Source organism: Rhodoferax mekongensis, from assembly GCF_032191775.1.
In the GTDB taxonomy this organism is placed as follows: domain Bacteria; phylum Pseudomonadota; class Gammaproteobacteria; order Burkholderiales; family Burkholderiaceae_C; genus Allorhodoferax; species Allorhodoferax mekongensis.
Genome location: NZ_CP132507.1, coordinates 1,566,546 through 1,583,676, shown reverse-complemented (window position 1 = coordinate 1,583,676; position 17,131 = coordinate 1,566,546). Strand labels below are relative to the sequence as shown.

General features: G+C 58.7%; 18 protein-coding genes. 6 read left to right on the top strand and 12 right to left on the bottom strand.

Annotation, left to right across the window (positions count from 1 at the left end; translation table 11 throughout):
- The first annotated feature begins 1 nt into the window (after position 1).
- Positions 2–2,575, top strand: coding sequence for a cyanophycin synthetase (gene cphA / locus RAN89_RS07780; RefSeq protein WP_313869024.1), 2,574 nt, complete (start codon positions 2–4; stop codon positions 2,573–2,575).
- An 18-nt stretch (positions 2,576–2,593) separates the two neighbouring features.
- On the opposite strand, the gene RAN89_RS07775 is transcribed toward cphA, so the two are convergent.
- The 4 genes from RAN89_RS07775 to RAN89_RS07760 form a co-directional block, all read right to left on the bottom strand.
- Positions 2,594–3,619: an NAD(P)H-dependent glycerol-3-phosphate dehydrogenase gene (locus RAN89_RS07775; RefSeq protein WP_313869023.1), complete on the bottom strand. Its 1,026-nt coding sequence runs from the start codon at positions 3,617–3,619 to the stop codon at positions 2,594–2,596.
- Positions 3,620–3,672: 53 nt separating this feature from the next.
- Positions 3,673–4,128: a protein-export chaperone SecB gene (gene secB, locus RAN89_RS07770; RefSeq protein WP_313869022.1), complete on the bottom strand. Its 456-nt coding sequence runs from the start codon at positions 4,126–4,128 to the stop codon at positions 3,673–3,675.
- An 84-nt stretch (positions 4,129–4,212) separates the two neighbouring features.
- On the bottom strand, positions 4,213–4,476 hold the full coding sequence (gene grxC, locus RAN89_RS07765; protein WP_313869021.1) for a glutaredoxin 3: 264 nt from the start codon (positions 4,474–4,476) through the stop codon (positions 4,213–4,215).
- A gap of 29 nt (positions 4,477–4,505) precedes the next feature.
- A complete protein-coding gene (locus RAN89_RS07760; protein WP_313869020.1) occupies positions 4,506–4,913 on the bottom strand; it encodes a rhodanese-like domain-containing protein in 408 nt (135 codons plus the stop codon).
- A 104-nt stretch (positions 4,914–5,017) separates the two neighbouring features.
- On the opposite strand from RAN89_RS07760, the gene gpmA reads away from it, so the two are divergent.
- From gpmA to RAN89_RS07735, 5 genes are all read left to right on the top strand, one after another.
- Positions 5,018–5,761 (top strand): 2,3-diphosphoglycerate-dependent phosphoglycerate mutase, encoded by a 744-nt coding sequence (gene gpmA / locus RAN89_RS07755; protein ID WP_313869019.1) that lies wholly within the window; start codon positions 5,018–5,020, stop codon positions 5,759–5,761.
- A gap of 118 nt (positions 5,762–5,879) precedes the next feature.
- A complete protein-coding gene (locus tag RAN89_RS07750) occupies positions 5,880–7,316 on the top strand; it encodes a S41 family peptidase (protein WP_313869018.1) in 1,437 nt (478 codons plus the stop codon).
- Between the two features lie 6 nt (positions 7,317–7,322).
- Positions 7,323–8,069, top strand: coding sequence for a HesA/MoeB/ThiF family protein (locus RAN89_RS07745; RefSeq protein ID WP_313869017.1), 747 nt, complete (start codon positions 7,323–7,325; stop codon positions 8,067–8,069).
- A gap of 112 nt (positions 8,070–8,181) precedes the next feature.
- On the top strand, positions 8,182–8,976 hold the full coding sequence (locus tag RAN89_RS07740) for a GGDEF domain-containing protein (protein WP_313869016.1): 795 nt from the start codon (positions 8,182–8,184) through the stop codon (positions 8,974–8,976).
- Positions 8,976–9,812, top strand: coding sequence for a MinD/ParA family protein (locus tag RAN89_RS07735; protein ID WP_087496609.1), 837 nt, complete (start codon positions 8,976–8,978; stop codon positions 9,810–9,812). The genes RAN89_RS07740 and RAN89_RS07735 overlap by 1 nt, the downstream gene beginning before the upstream one ends.
- Here RAN89_RS07735 and RAN89_RS07730 read toward each other — a convergent pair.
- From RAN89_RS07730 to aspS, 8 genes are all read right to left on the bottom strand, one after another.
- The gene (locus tag RAN89_RS07730) at positions 9,809–10,648 is read right to left on the bottom strand and encodes a DUF429 domain-containing protein (protein ID WP_313869015.1); all 840 of its coding nucleotides are present in this window, start codon (positions 10,646–10,648) and stop codon (positions 9,809–9,811) included. The two genes, RAN89_RS07735 and RAN89_RS07730, sit on opposite strands and share 4 nt — an antisense overlap.
- Positions 10,649–10,651: 3 nt before the next feature.
- Positions 10,652–11,533, bottom strand: coding sequence for a DMT family transporter (locus RAN89_RS07725; protein WP_313869014.1), 882 nt, complete (start codon positions 11,531–11,533; stop codon positions 10,652–10,654).
- 9 nt (positions 11,534–11,542) lie between these two features.
- Positions 11,543–11,965 (bottom strand): BLUF domain-containing protein, encoded by a 423-nt coding sequence (locus RAN89_RS07720; protein ID WP_313869013.1) that lies wholly within the window; start codon positions 11,963–11,965, stop codon positions 11,543–11,545.
- A gap of 4 nt (positions 11,966–11,969) precedes the next feature.
- Positions 11,970–12,671 carry a GTP cyclohydrolase I gene (gene folE, locus RAN89_RS07715; RefSeq protein ID WP_232459865.1) on the bottom strand — a complete coding sequence of 234 codons (702 nt, stop codon included), beginning with the start codon at positions 12,669–12,671 and terminating at the stop codon, positions 11,970–11,972.
- Between the two features lie 102 nt (positions 12,672–12,773).
- Complete coding sequence (gene clsB, locus RAN89_RS07710; RefSeq protein ID WP_313869012.1) at positions 12,774–13,985, bottom strand: cardiolipin synthase ClsB; 1,212 nt, start codon at positions 13,983–13,985, stop codon at positions 12,774–12,776.
- Positions 13,979–14,728 (bottom strand): endonuclease/exonuclease/phosphatase family protein, encoded by a 750-nt coding sequence (locus RAN89_RS07705; RefSeq protein WP_313869011.1) that lies wholly within the window; start codon positions 14,726–14,728, stop codon positions 13,979–13,981. Before RAN89_RS07705 ends, clsB begins: the two co-directional genes overlap by 7 nt.
- Positions 14,725–15,222: a dihydroneopterin triphosphate diphosphatase gene (gene nudB / locus RAN89_RS07700; RefSeq protein ID WP_313869010.1), complete on the bottom strand. Its 498-nt coding sequence runs from the start codon at positions 15,220–15,222 to the stop codon at positions 14,725–14,727. Before nudB ends, RAN89_RS07705 begins: the two co-directional genes overlap by 4 nt.
- Before the next feature lie 75 nt (positions 15,223–15,297).
- On the bottom strand, positions 15,298–17,112 hold the full coding sequence (gene aspS / locus RAN89_RS07695) for an aspartate--tRNA ligase (protein ID WP_313869009.1): 1,815 nt from the start codon (positions 17,110–17,112) through the stop codon (positions 15,298–15,300).
- Positions 17,113–17,131 lie beyond the last annotated feature (19 nt).

Genomic DNA, 17,131 nt, shown 5'->3' with positions numbered 1-17,131 from the left:
CATGGAAGTCACCCGTATCCGCGCCCTGCGCGGCCCCAATCTGTGGAGCCACCACACGGCCATCCAGTCTGTGGTGATCTGCACTGCCCAAGAGGCAGCGGTATCGTCCATTCCCGGGTTTGAAGACAAGCTGCGCGCCCGATTCCCCGAAATCAGCCCGTTCCAACCGGTAGGCCACGCGGAAAGCGTGTCACTCGCCCGGGTCTTGGAATTGGCAGCCCTGGGTTTGCAGGCGCAAGCAGGATGCCCCGTCACCTTCAGCTGCACGACACCTACGGTGGATGAAAACACCTACCAGGTCGTCGTGGAATACAGCGAAGAAGAGGTGGGCCGCCTGGCCATGGAGTTGGCTGAAAAGCTGTGCAACGCTGCGCTGAACGACACCCCTTTTGACTTGCCGGCCGCGTTGGACGAACTGCGTGAATTGGATGAAGACGTACGCTTGGGGCCCAGCACCGGCTCCATAGTGGACGCAGCAGTAGCACGCGGCATTCCCTACAGCCGGATGACCGAGGGCAGCATGGTGCGCTTCGGTTGGGGCAGCAAGCAACGCCGCATTCAGGCCGCCGAAATGGACGTGACCAGCGCGATTGCCGAAGCCATTGCGCAGGACAAGGAGCTGACGAAAAAGCTGCTGTCCGCAGCGGGCGTGCCGGTCCCCGGTGGACGCTCGGTAGCCGATGCAGAGGACGCATGGGCCGCAGCACAGGAAATCGGTTTGCCGGTGGTCGTGAAACCCAACGACGGCAACCAAGGCAAGGGCGTCACGGTCAACATCACCAGCAAAGAGCAATTGCTCAAAGCATTTGCCGTGGCCAAGGAATTCCGCGACGACATCCTCGTCGAGCGCTTTATGCCTGGCAACGACTTCCGCCTGCTGGTCGTGGGCGACAAGTTGGTCGCCGCGGCACGCCGAGACCCCCCTAAGGTGGTCGGCGATGGCGTACACACGATTGCAGAGCTGGTGGCCCAAGTGAATTCCGACCCGCGCCGCGGATCGGGGCATGCCACGTCGCTGACCAAAATCCGCTTTGACGAGATTGCCAAAGCCACACTGGCGACCCAAGGCTTCAATGCCGAATCTGTGCCTGCCAAGGGCCAACGCGTGAACTTGCGCAACAACGCCAATCTGTCCACCGGAGGTTCAGCTACCGATGTAACAGACGATGTGCACCCTGAAGTGGCCGCTCGCGCCATTGCCGCAGCACACATGGTGGGCTTGGACATTTGCGGTGTGGACGTGGTGTGCGACACCATCCTCCGCCCTCTGGAAGAGCAAGGCGGCGGCATCGTGGAAGTGAATGCGGCACCCGGTCTGCGCATGCACTTGTCGCCTTCCTTCGGCAAAGGCCGCGCGGTGGGCGAAGCCATCATCAGCAGCATGTTCAAAAAAGGACAGGACGGACGCATTCCCATCGTGGCCGTGACCGGCACCAATGGCAAGACCACCACCGTTCGCCTGATTTCGCACCTGCTGACACAAAACGGTTTGAAGGTCGGCATGACCAACACCGATGGCGTGTACGTGAACGGCGACTGCATCGACACCGGCGACTGCAGCGGCCCCAAAAGTGCCAAGAGTGTCCTGTTGCACCCCGATGTGGATGCGGCTGTGCTGGAAACTGCACGGGGCGGCATCTTGCGCGAAGGCTTGGCCTTCGACAAATGCGATGTCGCCGTAGTCACCAATGTCGGAAGCGGCGACCACCTCGGGCTGAACTACATCACCACGGTCAACGAACTCGCAGTGCTCAAACGGGTGATTGTGCAAAACGTGGCGTCCACCGGTGCGGCGGTGTTGAATGCGGCCGACCCCATCGTCGCGTCCATGGCGGCCAAATGCAAAGGGGAAGTCATCTTCTTTGCCGCCGACAAAAATAACGCGGTTATGGCCACCCACCGGGCCCAGGGGCAAGCGGTGGTTTACGTGGAAGGCAAGCACCTGATCGCCAGCAAAGGCGACATGCTGCAATCCATTCCCTTGGAAGATGTGCCCATCACCTTGGGCGGAGCGATCGGCTTCCAGGTAGACAACGTCATGGCCAGCGTGGCCGCGGCCTGGTCACTGGGATTGGACTGGGACGTGATCCGCAAAGGCTTGGCCAACTTTTCGAACGACAGCCACAACGCAGCGGGGCGTTTCAATATGTTCAAGTTCCGCGGTGCTACCGTGATTGCTGATTACGGCCACAACCCGGACGCCATGCTGGCTTTGGTGCAAGCTGTTCAAGCCCTGCCTGCGAGTCGCCGCTCGGTGGTGATCAGCGGCGCCGGCGACCGGCGTGACCAGGACATCCGCCAACAAACCGAAATTCTGGGTGACGCTTTTGACGAGGTGGTGATGTTTGAAGACCAGTGCCAGCGTGGCCGCAATGACGGCGAAGTGTTGGCACTTCTACGGGAAGGCTTGGCAAATGCCAAGCGCACCAAACAGCAATCCGAAGTGTTCGGCGAGTTCCTGGCGATTGATACCGCCATGGACAAGCTCCAGGCCGGCGAGCTCTGCTTGGTGCTGGTGGACCAGGTTGAAGAAGCCATGGCCCACATCGCCGCCAAAGTGGCTGCAGCCCTGTAAGGCCTTGCGCAGCGGGGTTTAGTAGACCTCGGCTGCCGGACCCCGGCCCATCAGTGCCATGACCGCCTGGTGGGCCTGCAGTTTTCCATCCAGAAGATCGACCACGCCTTGGGTAATCGGCATAGCGACCCCGAGGCTGGCTGCGCGCTGCCAGACGGTACGAGCGCTGTAGACGCCCTCTGCCACATGACCAAGCTCTGCCACTGCCTGGTCCAGCGTTTTGCCTTGGGCCAACGCGAGGCCGACTTTGCGGTTGCGGGACAAGTCGCCAGTCGCCGTCAGCACCAAGTCACCCAAACCACTCAAGCCCATAAAGGTTTCGGCTTTGGCACCCAAAGCCATACCTAGCCGGGTGATCTCTGCCAAGCCCCGTGTGATCAATGCAGCACGCGCGTTCAGGCCGAGATTCAAGCCGTCGCACAGGCCGGTGGCGATCGCGAGCACGTTCTTGACGGCACCGCCCACCTCCACGCCCACTACGTCATCATTGGCATACACACGCAAGTCCGCGCTGTGGAAAGCATCCACCAACGCACGACGCACGCTCTCATGCGCACTCGCCGCCACCAGTGCCGTAGGCATGCCGGTTGCGACTTCCTGGGCGAAGCTGGGGCCACTCAAAACGCCGGCGAGCAATCTGGGTGCTACCGCGTGTTGCACCTCATGGCCCAACAAGCCCATACCCTCAGCGACAGGTGCCTCAAAGCCCTTGCACAGCCAGGCAACCGGGCATTCCAGATCTGCGACCAACTGCAAAATACTACGCAGGGCTGCCATAGGCGTGGCAATGATGACCAGGCCCACGGCACGGACACCCTCCCCAAGGCGGGTGAGATCGCGCAACGGCGCTGAGCTGACCGTGAGGCCGGCGGGAAAGCTGCAATCGGGTAGGTAGCGCGCATTGACCCGCTCGGCATTCATGGTGGACGCCGCTTCTGCATTGCGGGCCCACAAGGTGACGTCGTGGCGGTTGCGCGTGTTGCGCGCGGCGCTGATGGCCAGCGCCGTACCCCAGGCGCCGGCGCCGATTACTATGATTTTCATAGCTGCTCGCGCTTATTCAACGGGCGCCAGGGGCCAAAACCCCTGGCAAAAGCTTACTGGGGCAATGTGCCGGCAGCTGCACCTGCAGCTTCCACTTGCTGCTGTTCGTACATGGCCTGGAAGTTGATTTCCGACAGGTGCACGGGGGGGAAGCCGCCGCGCTGAATCAGGTCCGCCACGTTACCGCGCAGGTAGGGATAGACGATTTGCGGGCAAGCAATGCCCATGATTTGGCCCAGTTGCTCTTGCGGCAAGTTGCGGATTTCGAAAATGCCAGCTTGCTTGGCTTCGACCAGAAACACGGTCTTGTCCTTGATTTTGGTTTGCACAGTGGCGGTCACGCACACTTCAAACACGCCTTCAGCCACAGGAGCAGCTTCCACACCCAACTGGATATCTACAGTGGGTTGTTCCTGTTCCAGCAGGATGGCGGGGGAATTGGGTTGCTCCAGCGAAGCCTCTTTCAAATAGACGCGTTGGATTTGGAATACGGGATCTTGGTCAGCCATGGCTATAGTCTCTCTAGATAAACAGAAGCCCGCCGGCACAACACCGACGGGCTACGAAAACAAAATTCGCTGAGGGGAATTATGTCAGGCCGCAGCGCCCAACAATGGCAGCAAGCCGCCTCGGCTGTCCAGCGCCATCAAATCATCACAACCACCGACATGGGTGTCTCCGATAAAGATCTGGGGCACCGTGCGCCGACCGGTGATCTCCATCATTTTCATGCGCTCTTCGGGATTCGCGTCCACCCGGATCTCTTCAATGGTTTCCACGCCCTTGGATTTAAGGATGCGCTTGGCCTGCACGCAATAGGGGCAGACAGCGGTGGTGTACATCTTGACGGCTTGCATATTCCATTTCCTAGGTTCTGGGGCCTGAATCAGGCCTTTTCCAGCGGCAGATTAGCGCCTTTCCAGGATTTGAGCCCGCCCTGTAGCGATTGGGCCTGCTCGTAACCCAGTTTTTTGGCAATGTCGACCGCTTTGGCGGAGCGCGCACCCGACTGGCAGACCAGTACCAAGGGAAGTGTCTTGTTCTTGACAGCGCCTGCAAGCTTGGCTTCCAGCTCAGCCAAGGGAAGATTCTTGGAGCCCACGATATGCCCGGCTGCAAACTCGGAGGCGTCGGACACGTCAACCACATTGGCCTTTTCCCGGTTGATCAACTGAACGGCACCTGCGGGGTCTATGCCCACTGCGGTTGCACCCTGCAAAACCGGCCACATCAGCAAGCCACCGGAGGACAGCGCGATAGCAATCAGCATCCAGTTATTGGTAATAAATTCCACTTTGTTCCTTCTTGGTTACTTCACGCGAAGCTGACATTTTAGAATGACGCGTCTTGACCCGCCGGCCCCCGAGGCTGGTTTTCTCAACCCTTGATCCCTGCACCATGTACAAACTTGTTCTCGTACGCCACGGCGAATCCACCTGGAACCTGGAAAACCGCTTCACCGGCTGGACCGACGTCGACCTGACCCCCACCGGCGTTGAGCAAGCCAAAACTGCCGGACGCCTGCTCAAAGCGGAAGGCTATGAATTTGACGTGGCCTACACCAGCGTCCTCAAGCGCGCCATTCGCACGCTGTGGCACACCTTGGACGAAATGGACCGCACCTGGTTGCCTGTGGTGCACAGCTGGCGCTTGAACGAACGCCATTACGGCGCTCTGCAAGGCCTGAACAAAGCAGACATGGCCAAGCAATACGGCGATGCGCAAGTGTTGGTCTGGCGCCGCAGCTACGACACACCTCCACCCGCTCTGGAAGCCACTGATCCCCGCAGCGAACGCTCCGACATCCGCTACGCCAAGCTGCCGGCCGACCAAGTGCCCTTGACCGAATGCCTGAAAGACACGGTGGAACGCGTGATTCCGTTCTGGAATGAATCGATGGCGCCCGCGATCAAGGCCGGCAAACGCATTGTAGTGGCGGCCCACGGGAACTCCATCCGCGCCCTGATCAAGTACCTCGACAACATCTCTGACGACGAAATCGTCGGCGTGAACATCCCTAACGGCATCCCTTTGGTGTACGAATTGGATGCTGACTTGAAGCCGATCCGCCACTACTACCTGGGCGATGCCGAAGCAGCCGCAAAGGCCGCTGCAGCTGTCGCTTCCCAAGGCAAAGCCTGAGTTTCTGGAGCTCCCTGTTAAAAACGCCCGCCATTGCGGGCGTTTTTGCAGGACATCGTGGGAACCCAGACGAACCAGCGCGCTCCAAGGTGTATATTGGCGCGGCACAGGAAGAACTATGGGTCACAAACTGAAAATCACAGGCTGGGTTGCATTGGGCGTTGTTGCCGGAGCTCTGACAACAGTCTCACTGCAGACGGTTGCGCGCAACTCACTGGCGCCGCTTCCCTTGGAGGAGCTTCAGCAGCTCGCAACCGTATTCGGCATGGTCAAAAGCGACTATGTGGAGCCGGTCGACGAAAAGAAGCTGATTACTGACGCCATCACCGGCATGGTGGCCAGCCTGGACCCGCACTCCCAGTACTTCGACAAGAAATCGTTCAAAGAATTCCGCGAAGGCACTTCCGGCAAGTTTGTGGGTGTCGGCATTGAAATCACCCAAGAAGACGGCTTGGTCAAAATCGTCTCGCCGATCGAAGGCTCCCCCGCTTTTCGCGCGGGTCTCAAAACCAACGACCTGATCACCAAGATCGATGACACTGCGGTCAAGGGCCTGACGCTCAATGAAGCAGTCAAGCGCATGCGCGGCGAACCCAACACCAAGGTTCTGTTGACCATCTACCGCAAAGATGAAAACAGGACTTTCCCCGTCACCATCACGCGGGAAGAAATCAAGCAGCAATCGGTTCGCGGCAAGGTGGTAGAGCCTGGCTATGCATGGATACGCGTCAGCCAGTTCCAGGAACGCAGTTTTGAGGATTTCGCCAAGAAAGTGGATGAGATCTACAAACAGGACCCCAAGATCAAAGGCTTGGTACTGGACCTCCGCAATGATCCGGGTGGTTTGCTGACGTCCGCTGTCGCGATGTCTGCCGCGTTCTTACCCGAAAATGTGACCGTAGTCTCCACCAACGGCCAAACGCCTGAGAGCAAACAAGTCCTGCGTGCCACAGCATCTGACATACGCGGCCTGGCAGGCGCAGACGCCCTGAAGACTTTGCCTGCAGCACTGAAAAAGGTACCCTTGGTGGTTCTCGTCAATGAAGGCTCTGCCTCTGCCAGTGAAATCGTGGCCGGGGCTTTGCAGGACCACAAACGCGCCACCATCATGGGAACCCAGTCATTCGGCAAGGGCTCTGTTCAAACGTTCCGACCTTTGGGACCGGACACCGGCCTCAAGATCACCACGTCGCGCTACTACACACCAAGCGGGCGTTCCATCCAAGCCAAGGGCATCGTGCCTGACGTGATGGTGGATGAAACCGAAGAAGGCAGCCCATACGCCGCACTGCGCATGCGCGAAGCGGACCTCGAGAAGCACCTGTCCAGCGGTCAGGGCGAAGAGAAGAAAGATGCCGCCCGTGAAAAAGCACGCGAAGACGCATTGAAGCGTCTGGAGGAAGAGTCCCGCAAACCAGCCGCGGACCGCAAGGTGCCTGAATTCGGTTCGGACAAGGACTTCCAACTGATCCAGGCGATCAACCACCTCAAAGGCAAGCCTGTGCTGGTGAGCAAAACGCAAGTTGAGCGCAAAGAAGAAGTCAAAGACAACTGATTCCCCATGCAGGACACCGAGCTGCTTCGGTACTCGCGGCACATTCTGCTGGACGACATCGGCATTGAAGGCCAAGAGCGCATTTGCGGCGCCCACGCACTGATCATCGGAGCCGGTGGCTTGGGCGCACCCGCCGCGATGTACCTTGCCGCAGCGGGTATCGGCAAGATCACGTTGATTGACCCCGACACAGTAGATCTGACCAACCTCCAGCGGCAAATCATCCACACCACCCACAGCGTGGGGCAAGCCAAGGTCCTGTCTGCTTCAGCAAGTCTGCAGGCAATCAACCCACTGACGCAGGTTGAGGTGGTTCAAAGCCGTGCCGACGCTGCTTGGCTGGCGGATAACCTCGAGTCGGTGGATGTCGTCCTCGACTGCAGCGATAACTTTACGACACGTCAAGCCGCTAACAAGGCATGTGTGCTCGCACGTGTTCCTCTGGTCTCTGGAGCTGCCATACGGTTTGATGGGCAAATCTCTGTCTATGACAGCCGTGCAGACGATGCCCCCTGCTATGCCTGCGCCTTTCATCCAGACGATGCCCCCCCGCCCACACAGTGCTCGACCATGGGCGTTTTTTCTCCGTTGGTGGGCGTCATCGGCGCCATGCAGGCTGCCGAAGCTTTGAAGCTGGTGCTGGGTATCAGCACCACACTGCGCGGCAGATTGCTGCTTTTGGATGGCTTGCGCATGGAGTGGACGGAAATGCGGCTACCCCGCAATCCCTCGTGCCCTGTCTGCGCCCATTAGCAAACGGCGAATTGCGTCTTCCAAACCTGCCAATTGCAGGCTTTCGCGGTCTGAGCCCCCTCCAACGAACTCAGGCTTCCTGTTAGACTTTCCACACACCATCCGATCTATCGTGGCTAAACCGTTTCCACCGTCTCTCGTCGATCTGCAGCGCCTGCGCTTGGATGATGCACGTGCGCTGTTGGAACACGATGCCACCGTCTCGCTTCCTTCCCCTGAAGAATCGCCCACGGCGTACCTGCAAGCGGTGATTGACGGACTGTGCGAACTCTCCTTGAAAGATCCCCTCACGGGTCTGGCCAACCGTCGCCACTTCCGCGGCGTTCTGGAACGTTCCATTGATGTGGTTGCCCGCTCCGGTGAGCCTGCCCTGCTCTTGATGCTGGATATTGACCACTTCAAAAAAGTGAATGACACCTACGGACATCAGGCTGGAGATCAGGTGCTGCAAGCGATTGGGAAAGCGCTCACCGGCTGTGTGCGCCCCATGGACACGGTGGCCCGGTTCGGCGGTGAAGAGTTTTCTGTCATGCTTCCCAGCTGTCATACCGGTTTCGGCACTGCTGTGGCAGAGCGCATCCGTGCGCATATCGAAGCAATGTCCATTCCCATCGCACCTGGCTTGTCCATCAAGGTCACTGTCAGTATCGGTGGTGCCTTCGCCCCTGAGTGGGTGCGATCCACCGCCACCTTATGGACCGAAAGGGCTGACATGCAGCTCTACCGCGCCAAGAGCGAAGGTCGCAACTGTGTTTTCCTGGACCAACAACAAGAGATTTATGTCAGTGCAGAAGAGAAGAATCTCTTGTTCGGTCACCTGTCCTTGGGTGACCCGGCATGGATTGAGAGCGTTTCCAGCGACGCACAAGGCAGCCATGCCACCGGTGCCATGCAGAGGGTATTTTGATGTCTGACGTGCTGAATCCACCCGAATCCGCCGAAGGCAACCCAGGAGTGCCGCTCAAACCCATCGGTAAAGTCATTGCCGTGACCAGCGGCAAGGGCGGAGTCGGTAAAACTTTTGTCTCCGCCAACCTGGCAGCGGCCATGGCCAAGCGTGGCCAACGGGTTCTGGTGTTGGACGCAGATTTGGGCCTTGCCAATCTGGATGTGGTGCTGAACCTCTACCCCAAGATCACTTTGCATGATGTGTTCACCGGAAAAGCCAAACTGGAAGAAGCCATCATCCGGGCGCCGGGCGGCTTCTCGGTGTTGTTGGCAGGCTCTGGCATGGTCGAGTATTCGCGCCTGACACCGGAAGTGCGGGGTGACTTTCTGCGCATCATGAACGGGCTAGTGCCGCATTACGACGTAGTGATACTGGACACGGGTGCAGGCATTTCCGACGTGGTTTTGTTCGCCGTGTCTTTGGCATCTGAGGTACTTGTGGTGGCAACCCCCGAGCCCACATCGCTCACCGATGCTTATGCCACCATCAAAGTACTGGTGGGCCAACAGAAACGACAAACCATCCGCCTGGTAATCAATCAAACAGCCCGCTTGGGTGACGGCCGGGCTATTACCACCCAGTTGCAACAGGTGCTGGACCGTTTTGTCACCACCGACACCGGCAAACCCGTCCGTTTGGTGCATATGGGCGATATCCCTGCAGACCCCGCTGTACGCCAAGCCGTCATGCGCCGGCAATTGCTACTGCAAGCGATGCCCGGCAGCCCTGCAGCTTTGGCGATCTCCCAGTTGGCGGTCAAAGTGGAAGAAACTGTCGGCCTGCGGGTCAACTAAGCGGAGACGATCCACCCTTCCAAAGGATCCATATCCTGTGGAAGGCCGTACAACAAGTGACCTTGTTGGTGCTGGACTTCCGCCCATGCCGCCAAGAACAAGCACAACACTGCATCGAGACTGTCCCCACTGGCATCGTCGACGAGCGCATCGCGCTGGGCGTGACTCAGCTTCAAACGCACATCCCAACGGGTCTGTCCGGTTTCCAGGGCATTGAGCAAATCTTTGCGGGCGATGAGACGGTCAGGTGTCTGCTTGGCTTTGTCGTCGCTTTTGTAGCTGCGATTGCCCAGAACGGATCGCGCGATCAAGCCGGGGTAAGCCTCCAGCCCTACGCGGACCGATTCCTCCGTCGCAGGAACGGGCCTGGGCTGCAAGCCGGGCAAATAGACACCCGCCTCCAGCAGACGAGGAACGCCCGCGTGCAGCATGAATGCGACGGGCGGGTTGACCCATTTCATGGAAGGGCTGGACTGAGCGGGTGCATCAGTAGCACGGTGGGCGAACTTGCCTCCAGCAGGGCGTGCGTCACAGAAAGCAGCAAACACGCGCCTGATTTCATCCCGCGACAGGCCAGCGTAATGACGCATACAGGCCTCCCATTCGAGAGGCCAGCCCAGCGCAACAACGAGTTCACGCGGCAGGCCGAAGGGAAGGTCAAACGCACCGATCCATGCCGGGTCTTTGCGCAGCCATTGCGAGAAGGCCTCCAGAGAATGGAGCTTGTCCAGTCCTTCCAGCACCAACCGCCCCCGAGCCTGGGAACCCCTTGCACAAACAATTGCTTTACGCGATGTGGGACTGCTCGAAAAATCACACCCGACCAACAAACCCATGGCTCACCCTAACGCCAAAGCGAACACGCCGAAGGCAATGCAGGCGGCACCTGCGAGCCGCGCCATCCGATCGCCCTCGCCCAGCAGTTGCCCACCCAGAAGTGCCGCAAACAACATGGATACCTCACGCGCGGGGGCCACATGGCTCATGGGTGCTGTTTGCATGGCATATAAAACAAGCACATAGGAAATGGGGCTGACGATTCCCACCATCGCTGCGTATTTCCATTGCGCACGCCAGAGCAACCGGGCAGCGGGCAGGTCGCGAACTACCGGCGGGAAGAGAAACACCAATCGCACAAAATTGCCCATGTAATCCAGCAGGATGGGCGACAGTAGCAGCACCTTGACCGCATAGCCGTCCACCACGGTGTAGCTGGCAATAAAGACACCCGTTACCAAGCCGTAGACCACTCCTTTACGCACGCGCGCATTGCGGGCAGGCTCATCTGAGCGGCGGAACAGTGCGGGCCCGCCAGCCACCATGAATACACCACCGACAACGGCCAAGACTCCTGTCATTCCCAGTGCGGAGATATGCTCGCCCAGCACGAGAATGGCAAACAATGAGGACATCAAGGGCCCTGAACCACGTGCAAGGGGGTACACGACCGTCAAATCTGACTTGCGATAGCCGCGTAACAGCACGGTGTAATAACCGACGTGAATGATGCCGCTGGCAATGATAAAGACCCACGCCAGCGCGTCCCACTGAGGCACTTGTTGCCAGCCCAGCCACAGGCCGACAGGTGCCCAGAAGACCATCATCACCACGGCGGTGAAAAACGCAAAGCGGGAGTCACCTCCCGCTTTTTTGGCTGCAATATTCCAACTAGCGTGGATCAGCCCTGCAAAGATCACCAGCCCCAGGGCTGTGAACGTCATGCGCTCAGATCAGGCGCGCCCGATGATGGACGCGGTTGCCATCAGCTCTTCGAGCAAGGCCAGCGACACCTTGCCGGACACCGAATACGGGTCCAGCTCAGGGCGCTCTGCATACTTCAACAAGATATTAGTGTTGATTTTGGACATATTCACTTGCCCCATGGTCCAGCCCCCGAAGCGGCGCTCGGTGATCTCTTCATAGTGCAATAGCACGACATCTTTGTGGCGCGCGTCTTTCTGGATGTGGCCATACAGCTCGCTGACCGCCATGCGGCCACCTTCAATCGCCTGCAGGAAAATGCCGCCACCGTAGCAAAGAATGCCGGTGATGCCGCAGGTAGGGTTGTAATTGCGGGACTGGGCCAGAATGGCTTCGATCGCATCAGGATTGGAATCGATAGCGCGACTGGCGTAGAGCAAACGGACCAACATGGCATTAGCCTTTCTGGGGAATGAGAGAGAGAAATTCGCGGCGCAGATTGGGGTCTTTCAGGAACACGCCGCGCATGACCGAGTTGATCATCTTGCTGTCCATGTCCTTAACACCGCGCCAGGCCATGCAGTAGTGGCTGGCTTCCATCACGATAGCCAAGCCGTCCGGCTGGGTTTTTTCCTGGATCAGGTCAGCAAGCTGCACCACGGCCTCTTCCTGGATCTGGGGGCGCCCCATGATCCACTCAGCGAGGCGCGCATATTTGGACAAACCAATCACATTGGTGTGCTCATTGGGCATGACACCGATCCAGATTTTTCCGATGACCGGGCAGAAGTGGTGGCTGCAGGCACTGCGAACCGTGATGGGGCCGACGATCATCAACTCATTGAGGTGGCCAACGTTGGGAAACTCGGTGATCGTGGGTGCGGGTACGTAGCGGCCGCGGAACACCTCATTGAGGTACATCTTGGCAACACGGCGGGCTGTGTTGTCTGTGTTGTGGTCGTTTTCGATATCGATGACCAGGCTGTTCAAGACGCCACGCATCTGGACTTCGACCTCGTCCAACAAGGTCTCCAGCTCACCAGGCTGGATGTATTCGGCAATGTTGTCGTTGGCGTGAAAGCGCTTGCGGGAAGCCTTCAACCGTTCTCGGATTTTGACGGAAACCGGCGTTCCTTCAAATGTGTCAGAGGAGCTCATAGTAGATTTCTTTTTCATAAAAGTCCGGCCATGGTACCAGCGATTGGCTTTTAGGGTTTTTTGAAATCAGCGCGCATAAACACTGCGCGAGCAGCTATCAAATCAATAGCGGGAACCACTAAAGAAGAGCAAAACCCGCATCAGTCCGAAAGCGAGACGGTCCCGCACCCGCTGGTGCCAGGGTCGTTTTGCGTCTGCCGCCAGATCCCAGCGGCGTGTTGACGTTTGAATGACAGCACACAAGGCTGTATCCAGTTGCTGGGCGAAATCCACGTCATGGACCACCACATTGGCTTCACGGGCTAACAAGAGACTCAAGGGGTCCAGATTGGACGAACCGACCGTCGCCCAAATGGTATCCACCACTGCCACCTTGGCATGCAGAAATCCCGGGGTGTATTCGTACACCTCCACGCCTGCCTGCACCAGCTCGCTCAACACCGGCCGGGAGGCGTGGTACTGCATAAAGTATTCGTACTGTCCTTGCACCACCACCTGTACGCGAACACCACGGCGCACCGCGTGCTTGAGCGCTCTGCGAAGGCGGACACCCGGCAGGAAATAAGCATTGGCCAGGACGATATCGTTCCGGGCCTCACCGATCGCTTTGAGATAGGCCCGTTCAATTCGCGTACGGTTCCGGACATTGTCCCGCAGCACCAACGCAGCCATGCTGCCGGCCAGCGGAGTTGCCACCAGAGGCAGAGCCGGCCTGGGTAGCCACGCCAACACAGGCCAATTCTTGCGTATCTCCCTCCAGTGCAGTTGCTCCAGCTGCAGTTTGGCCTCCAATCGGGCCCAAAACTGCACCATCGCCTGCCTGCATTGCGTCACCAAGGGGCCGCGCACCCGAACCGCATAGTCCAAGCGTGCCACCCGCAGCGGTCCATGGTTGGGGTCTAAGAAATCATCCACCACGTTGATGCCACCGCAAAACGCCCAGTCGCCGTCCACCACACACAACTTCCGGTGCATTCGCCGCCAGCGCCCCGGAATCAACAAGCCCAAATAACCGAGAGGGGCGTATTGATGCCAACGCACTCCACTGGTGTTCCACCGGAGTTGCCAATCCAACGGTACATCCGGTGTGCCCACGCCATCCATCACCAGATACACAGCAACCCCCCGCAATGCAGCGCGCTCCAAAGCCTCTGCCACTTGGATGCCTTGGACATCGAAATGGAAGATATAGGTCTCCAAGCGAACTTCATGCTGCGCGGCATCGACAGCGCTGATCAACGCAGGGAAGTATTGCCCCCCACCCTGCAAAAGCTGCAGCTCGTGACCTGAGGCAAAAGCGGCAGACCTCAACATGCGGGCGTTTCCGATGCCAGCTGCCACTCCGTGATCAAGGGCAGATGGTCCGACATACGCGCCCAACTCATGCCCCGGGGCGCTGTAGCACTTACAGGTGTGAGTCCTCGCGCCAGCACGTGGTCGAGTTGCACCAGCGGCAGGCGGGACGGGAAGGTGACACATGGCTTGCTCACAGGCGCTTTTAATCCGGCAGGGGCCAGTTGCCGGGCCACCCAGGCGGGCAAGTCATTGAAATCGCCAGCCACCAAAAGGGGGACGTCCGGTGGAATCTCCCGTTGAATGAACTGCGTCAGTTGTTGCAATTGACGCCCTCGCCCCGCACGGATAAGCCCCAGATGCACCACCAGCACATGCACCCTCTGCCCCGCCACATCCAGCTCCACATGGAGCAAACCCCGCTGTTCCAGGCGATGGTCCGACATGTCTTCATGCTGGTGCTGCACCACCGGCCACTTGCTCAGCAAGGCGTTGCCATGCTCCCCATGGCGTGTGATGGCGTTGGTGCGGTAGATGGCCTCGTAGCCTGCGGGGGCCAGGTAGTCCGCCTGCGGAGCTTGCGGCCAATGCGGAAAATGACGCGCCTCGCGGTGGTGCAGCTTGCGGACCTCCTGCAGGCACAGCACATCCGCATCCATGAGTTGCATGGCGTGGCTCAGGTTATGGATCTCCAAACGACGCAAAGGCCCCAGGCCCTGAACACCCTTGTGGATGTTGTAGGTCACCACCCGCAAGGTCTTCATGCGCGCTCCCCCTGACCGGCGGATGGCATGTGCATCAGTTGCAATACCGCTTCGGCATTGGATGGAGAAAAACACAAATCGGCTGCCTCTGTATGAGGCAGCCAGCAATAGTGAGTGTGCTCCCGAGGTGCGAGGGTTACTTCACATACTTCAGGAACGAGCAAACCGAACACCCTCTCGGTGTTGTGTGTGACTCCGGGGGCGTAGCGGTGCAGCCAGCGCGGATAGATGGGGTACACATTCTCCAGCTCCCAGTCCGTCAAGTTGTGTTGCAGGGGACCGCCAGTTCTGCAATCCAGCCCTGTCTCTTCCCACACTTCCCGGGCGGCCGTAAACGCCCAGTCCTCTTCCTCCGTGTCTTTGGCGCCGGTTACCGACTGCCAGAAAGGCGGCGCGGCGGGATCAGACTCCACCCGTCGAATCAAAAGCACCTGACGCTGCGGGGTATGGATCACCACCAATACCGACTGGGGAATCTTGAAGCGGTTCGTCATGGGTCTCGCAAAGAAAAAGGGCACTCCAAGAGTGCCCTTTCATTGTGCATGACCCGCCAGAGGTCCTGTTGGGTATCAGGCTGTTTTGGCCAGATCCACATTGCGCAAGCGGATATGCAATTCACGCAGCTGCTTTTCATCCACCGGGCTCGGAGCCTGGGTCAGCAAGCACTGGGCACGTTGGGTCTTGGGGAAAGCGATCACGTCACGGATAGATTCCGCGCCGGTCATCAGAGTCACGATGCGGTCCAAACCGAATGCGAGACCACCGTGGGGTGGGGCGCCGTATTGCAATGCATCGAGCAAGAAGCCGAATTTGAGCTGGGCTTCTTCCGGTGTGATCTTCAGGGCATCAAACACCTTCTGCTGCACGTCTGCACGGTGAATACGGACGGAACCGCCACCCATTTCCCAGCCATTCAAGACCATGTCGTAGCCTTGGGAAATGCACTTCTCAGGTGCAGAGACCATCCAGTCCTCATGTCCTTCCTTGGGCGCCGTAAACGGATGGTGTACCGCGGTGTAACGCTGGCTTTCTTCGTCAAATTCAAACATCGGGAAGTCCACCACCCACAATGGCTTCCAACCGCCGGTGAACAAGCCGTTCTTCTTGCCGAACTCGCTGTGGCCGATCTTGATACGCAGGGCACCGATGGCGTCGTTGACGATTTTTTCCTTGTCGGCACCGAAGAAAATCAGGTCGCCATTTTGTGCACCTGTGCGCTCCAGCACTGCATTCAAGGCTGCGTCGTGGATGTTCTTCACGATAGGGCTTTGCAGACCATCACGGCCCTTGGACAGGTCGTTCACGCGGATGTAGGCCAAGCCCTTGGCACCGTAGATCTTGACGAACTCGGTGTAGGCGTCGATTTCGCCACGGCTGATACCGCCGTTTTCAGCAGAACCACCGGGGATACGCAAAGCCACCACACGACCACCCTTCATGGTGGCAGCGCCGGAGAACACCTTGAAGTCCACGTCCTTCATGACGTCGGTGAGTTCGGCGAATTGCAGGTTCACGCGCAAGTCAGGCTTGTCAGAACCGTACAAACGGGCCGCATCCTGGTAGGTCATGACCGGGAACTCGCCCAAGTCCACACCGATGGTGTTCTTGAACACCGTGGTGATCATGCCTTGGAACATGTCACGGATGTCCTCTTCGGTCAGGAAAGAGGTTTCGATATCGATCTGGGTGAATTCTGGCTGACGGTCCGCGCGCAAGTCTTCGTCGCGGAAGCACTTGGTGATCTGGTAATAGCGGTCAAAGCCCGCCACCATCAGCAGCTGCTTGAACAACTGGGGCGACTGGGGCAGCGCGAAGAACTGGCCATCATGCACACGGCTGGGCACCAGGTAGTCACGCGCGCCTTCAGGCGTGCTCTTGGTCAACATCGGGGTTTCGATGTCCACAAAACCGTTGGCGTCCAGGAACTTGCGCACTTCCATGGCCACGCGGTAGCGCAGCATCAGGTTGTTTTGCATGTAAGGACGGCGCAGATCCAACACGCGGTGGGTCAGGCGGGTGGTTTCAGACAGGTTGTCTTCGTCCAATTGGAACGGAGGAGTCACCGATTCGTTCAGTACGATCAGTTCATGGCACAGCACTTCAATCTTGCCGCTCTTGAGGCTGTCATTGGTGGTGCCTTCGGGGCGCGCACGCACCAAACCCTTGATCTGCACGCAGTATTCGTTACGGATGTCCTCGGCCACCTTGAACATGTCGGCACGGTCCGGATCGCAAACCACTTGCACGTAGCCTTCGCGGTCACGCACGTCCACAAAAATCACACCACCGTGGTCACGACGACGATTGACCCAACCACACAGAGTCACGGTTTGGCCCAACAGGGCTTCGGTCACGAGACCGCAATAATGAGAACGCATAGCCATAGAGTGCTTTCAATTCGCC